General features: G+C 67.7%; 1 protein-coding gene. It reads right to left on the bottom strand.

Features of this window, described 5'->3' with window-relative positions:
- The coding region (locus ACFZDL_RS47115; RefSeq protein WP_391194608.1) for a beta-ketoacyl synthase N-terminal-like domain-containing protein at positions 1-3,134 on the bottom strand (3,134 nt) is incomplete at both ends.

Genomic DNA, 3,134 nt, shown 5'->3' with positions numbered 1-3,134 from the left:
TGGGTGTGGAGTTGTTGGGTGGTGTGGGCGTAATGGACCGTCTCGCGGGCTTGCCGGACCCAGTAGTCAGGGGTGGTGGGGTCCTGTCCGGTGGGGTCGGCGGTGATGAGGGGGGTGTGGGGTGGGTGGTAGGTGAGGGCTTCGGCGGTGTCGCGGAGCGCGTCGAGGTGGGGGTCGATGTGGTGTGAGTGGAAGGCGCCGCTGACCTTCAGGGGGGTGGCCTTGCGCCCCAGGGCGCGGAAGTTTTCGGCCATAGCGTCGATGTCGTCGCGGTCTCCGCTGATGACCACGGATCCGGGCGCGTTCACCGCCGCAAGTGACACCCGCCCTTCACACATTGCGAGGTGTTCGTGGAGTTCGTCGGGGTCTGCTTGGAGGGTGGTCATGGCGCCGGTGGTGGGGAGGGTGTGCATGAGGCGGGCGCGGGTGGTGATCAGGTGGGCGGCGTCGGGGAGGGTGAGGATGCCTGCGAGGTGGGCTGCGGTGATCTCGCCAAGGGAGTGGCCGGCGTAGTAGTGGGGGCTGTGTCCGTAGTGGTCGGTGACCAGCCGGTGCAGGGCGATCTGGAGGGCGAACAGGGCGGGCTGGGCGTAGCGTGTCTGGTGCAGCAGGCGCGCGGTGTCGCTGTCCGGTTCGGCGAACATGACTTCGCGGAGAGGCTGGTCGAGGTGGGGGTCCAGGTGTGTCCAGGCCTCGTCCATTGCCTCGGCGAACACAGGGAACTGGTGGTAGAGCTCGTGTCCCATGCGGGGGCGTTGCGTGCCCTGTCCGGAACACACGAACGCCAGCTTCCCCGCCCCGGCCGCCACACCCCGTACGAGCCCGGCGTGCTCCTCACCGGCTGCCAATGCGTCCAGCTCCTGGAGGAAGTCCTCCCGCTTCGAACCCAGGAGGACGGCACGGTGGTCAAAGGCCGTACGGCCAGCGGCCAGCGCATACCCGATGTCGGCCAAGTCGAGTTCCGGGACGGAAGCGAGGTACTGACGCAGCTGTCGCGCCTGCGCTTGCAGCGCGTCCTCGGACTTCGCCGAGACAAGCCACGGCTCAAGGAGCGGCGTTGCCGTTGCGGGGTCTTCGCCGGTTGCCGGGACTTCGGTCGGTGGTGCCTGTTCGAGGATCACGTGCGCGTTGGTGCCGCTGACGCCGAAGGAGGACACCCCCGCGCGTCGCGCACGCCCCGTCTCCGGCCAGGGCATGGCCTCCGTCAGCAGTCGCACTCCGCCCGCCGACCAGTCCACATGCGGCGACGGCTCCTCGACGTGCAACGTCCGCGGCAACACCCCATGCCGCATCGCCATCACCATCTTGACGACCCCGCCCACCCCGGCCGCCGCCTGCGCGTGCCCGATGTTCGACTTCATCGAGCCGAGCCAAAGTGGCTGATCTGCAGAGCGGTCCTGACCATACGTGGCCAGAAGGGCCTGGGCTTCGATCGGGTCGCCCAACGTCGTCCCCGTACCGTGCCCCTCCACTGCGTCAATGGCAGTTGGTGGTAGCTCGGCGTTGGCGAGCGCCTGGCGGATGACACGTTGTTGCGAGAGGCCGTTGGGGGCGGTGAGACCGTTGCTGGCGCCGTCCTGGTTGACCGCCGTGCCTCGTACCACGGCCAGGATGGGATGCCCGAGCCGCTGCGCGTCCGAGAGCCGCTCCACCACCAGCATGCCGGCGCCCTCGCCCCAGCCGGTGCCATCGGCCGTGGCGGAGAACGCCTTGCACCGACCGTCCGGGGACAGCCCACGCTGCCGGGAGAACTCGATGAAGGACGCCGGGGTCGACATCACGGTGACCCCTCCGGCCAGGGCCATCGAGCACTCCCCAGACCGCAGCGCTTGGCAGGCCAGGTGTAAGGCGACCAGGGACGACGAACACGCCGTGTCCACGGTGACCGCCGGCCCTTCCAGCCCGAAGGTGTAGGCGACGCGCCCGGAGGCGATACTGCCCGCGCTCCCATGAACGAGGTATCCCTCGAACCCCTCGGGGGCGGTCGGGAAACGCTGCGCGTAGTCGTGGTAGGCGAGCCCGGCGAAGATTCCGGTCTGAGTGCCGCGTACAGAGGCAGGGTCGATACCTGCTCGTTCGAAGGCTTCCCAGGAGACCTCGAGAAGAATTCGCTGCTGAGGATCCATGGCCAGGGCCTCGCGTGGGCTGATGCCGAAGAATTCGGCATCGAATTCGCCCGCTCGATGAAGAAAACCCCCCTCCCTCGTGTACGACGTTCCGAAGTGCTCGGGATCCGGGTCGTAGAGGTTGTCGAGGTCCCAGCCACGATCGGTCGGGAATCCGGAGATCGCGTCCTGCTCGGTCACCAGGAGGTCCCATAGCTGTTCCGGGGACTGTGCGTCTCCCGGATAGCGGCACGCCATGCCGATAATCGCGATGGGTTCACCTGTTCCGACGGCCGCGCGAGGGACGTGGCTGACCGCTTCGCCCCGCATCCCTAGCAACTGCTGATGCAAATGCCGTACGAGCGCGGCCGGGCTCGGGTGGTCGAACACGATGGTCGGTGCGAGGGTCAGCCCGGTGGCCTCGCACAGGCGATTGCGGAACTGGACGGCAGTCAGCGAATTGAATCCCAGTTCCTTGAATGCGCGCTCGGCGTGGATGCTCTCAACGTTGCCGTGGCCGAGGACGCCGGCGGTGTGTGCGCGAACGACGTCGAGGAGAGTCTGCTGCTGTGCGTCTGGTGCTTGGTGGGAGAGCCGCTGACGGAGGGTAGCGGTGGCGGGAGGTTCGACCGAGACGGGGTGGGGGGTGTGCAGCTCGGCTTGAGGTTCTGAGATATGAAGCCAGTAGTGGTGGTGTTGGAAGGGGTAGGTGGGGAGGTTTGGGTGGTTGGGGTGGTGGGTGGGGGTGTGGTGGTGCCAGGTGGTGGGGTGGCCGTGGGTGTGGAGGTGGGCGAGGGCGGTGTGGGTGGTGTGGGTTTCGGGTTGGTGGGGGTGCAGGAGGGCGTGGGCGTTGGGTGTGTGGTGGGGGAGGTTGTGGTGGGTGAGGGTGGTGAGGGTGGTGTCGGGTCCGAGTTCGAGGTAGGCGGTGACGCCGTGGGTGTGGAGTTGTTGGGTGGTGTGGGCGTAATGGACCGTCTCGCGGGCTTGCCGGACCCAGTAGTCAGGGGTGGTGGGGTCCTGTCCGGTGGG

The sequence above is a fragment of the Streptomyces sp. NPDC007917 genome, from assembly GCF_042959105.1.
Lineage (GTDB): Bacteria > Actinomycetota > Actinomycetes > Streptomycetales > Streptomycetaceae > Streptomyces.
Note: the sequence above shows the minus strand (reverse complement) of the source record. Positions and strands in the feature narration are given on the sequence as shown.